The following is a 2,317-nucleotide window of genomic DNA, read 5'->3' on the forward strand; positions in this document are numbered from 1 at the left end:
CTCGCCCGCAAGCCAGTAGTAGTCCCTTCCTTGGGGAGTCTGTCGCTTGTCGAATTTTTCTACCCAAAGGGCTTTCGCCTGACGGCAAATTTTTATTCCCTTAATGTTTTCCTTTTTCAATTTTGGAAAATTCACATTTAAAACGACTCCTTGCGGCAAATTGTTTTCCAGTACCTCAAGGGTGATTTTTCGAATAAACGGCTTCATGGTTTCAAAATCCGCATTCCAATCGTAATCCAAAAGTGAAAAACCTATGGCCGGAATTCCTTCAATGCCTGCCTCCACTGCGGCGCTCATCGTTCCGGAATAGATTACGTTTATCGAAGAATTCGAGCCGTGATTGACTCCGGAAACGCACAAATCCGGTTTTCTTTTTAGGATTTCATTTACGGCTAATTTCACGCAATCAACTGGGGTTCCGCTGCAACTGTACTCCATAATCACATCGTCTTCCTTTGATATTTTATTCAAATATAGAGTATTGTTGGTCGTTATGGCGTGGCCCATTCCGCTTTGCGGTTTGTCAGGCGCCACAACTATGATCTCGCCAATCTCTGCCATTACGGCAATTAGCGCTCTTAGTCCCGGAGCCGAAACGCCATCGTCATTAGTAATTAAGATTAAAGGTTTAACTATGGCCATTATTATCTGAGTTTAGTCGTGATTTAGGTTGTGCTGGGTAAAATAAATAGTACTGAGAGGTCTCTTTCTAACAAAGAAAACAAAATTTATTAACTTGAAGGATTAAACTCAAAACAAAAAAAACAATTTTATATCTTTAACAAAAATTTATGTGGGCCTAGCAAACCTTGGCATAGTTTTTACCGTACATTAGTTCAAAAATATTGAATGAATACAATCATTAGCTTTATGAAAAGAAATTATAAAATTCTTCTTGCAATTGTTATCCTATCGGTATCATTATTTGCATTCAAAATCAAATCAGGAGTGGAGTCCAACCCTGATAAGGACAAGCTGCTTCTAGAATTGTTGACTTTTGTAATTGAAAAAGGACACTATGATCCCGCAACGATAGATGACACATTTTCCAAAGGGATATACAAAGATTATGTCCAAGCTTTAGATCCTTCAAAACGATTTTTCTTGCAGTCAGATATCGATGAGTTTTCGAAATATGAAACTCAATTGGATGACCAATTGATAAATAAAGATTTGACGTTTTTCAGCCTGACTTATGATCGCTTGATGAAGAGAATGGAAGAGAGCAAAAAGATATATAAAGGAATTTTAAGCACTCCTTTTGACTATACCGTGGACGAGAGTTTCAATACCGATTATGACAAGGCACCTTATTCTAAAAATGTTTCGGAACTCACTGATAGATGGAGAAAGCAAATTAAATTGTCGACTTTGTCTTCGTTGACAGAACGTTTAAAAATGCAGGAAAAAAGAGGTAATGGTATTGTCGATGAGGACAGTTTATCTGCAAACGAATCGGAAGATTTAATCGATGGTAATTTAAATAAAATAAAAGAGCAAGCTGAAGATAGTAAACCTAAAAGTTTTGCGGAATTGGAAAAGGAAACTCGTGAGAATGCTAAAAAATCCTTAGATGAGTATTTTGGTTTCATGAATGATTTGGATCGGGATGACTGGTTTTCAGTTTATATCAACTCTATCACAACCCGTTTTGACCCGCATACCAATTATTTTGCACCTGAAGAAAAGGAACGTTTTGATGTAAGCATAAGCGGAAAACTGGAAGGTATCGGAGCGCGTCTTCAAAAGAAAAATGATTTCACCGAAATTTCAGAACTTATTTCTGGAGGCCCGGCTTGGCGAGGCAAACAACTTGAAGCTGGAGATTTAGTGATGAAAGTGGCTCAAGGTAATGAACCAGCTGTCGATGTAGTTGGAATGCGTCTTGATGACGTTGTTAAAAAAATTAAAGGGCCTAAAGGTTCTGAAGTTCGCCTTACCGTAAAGAAAGTGGATGGGACCATTAAAATCATTTCTATAATAAGGGATATTGTTGAGATCGAAGAAACTTACGCTAAATCAAGTGTCGTTAATAAAAACGGATTGAAATACGGGGTGATTTATTTGCCCAAATTTTATATTGATTTTGAAAATACAGACGGTAGGGATGCCGGAAAGGACATTGCTTTGGAAGTCGAAAGATTGAAAAAAGCGGGTGTCAATGGAATTGTTCTAGATGTTCGAGATGATGGAGGCGGATCTCTATCTACTGTTGTGGACATTGCGGGATTGTTCATAGAGCAAGGCCCGATAGTTCAAATAAAATCAGCAGGTAGAAAAAAAGAGGTGCTTTACGACAGAGATAAAAAAATTGAAT

The 2,317-nt window shown here is 37.8% G+C and carries 2 protein-coding genes; one reads left to right on the forward strand and one right to left on the reverse strand.

The features are described from left to right. The coding region (gene surE / locus VIH09_RS07950) for a 5'/3'-nucleotidase SurE (protein ID WP_331579663.1) at positions 1-642 on the reverse strand (642 nt) is incomplete at its 3' end. 207 nt (positions 643-849) lie between these two features. Here surE and VIH09_RS07955 point away from each other — a divergent pair. After that, a partial coding sequence (locus tag VIH09_RS07955; protein ID WP_331579665.1) for a S41 family peptidase occupies positions 850-2,317 on the forward strand: 1,468 nt, incomplete at its 3' end.

This window comes from Flavobacterium sp. (assembly GCF_036515215.1).
Taxonomy (GTDB): Bacteria; Bacteroidota; Bacteroidia; order Flavobacteriales; family Flavobacteriaceae; genus Flavobacterium.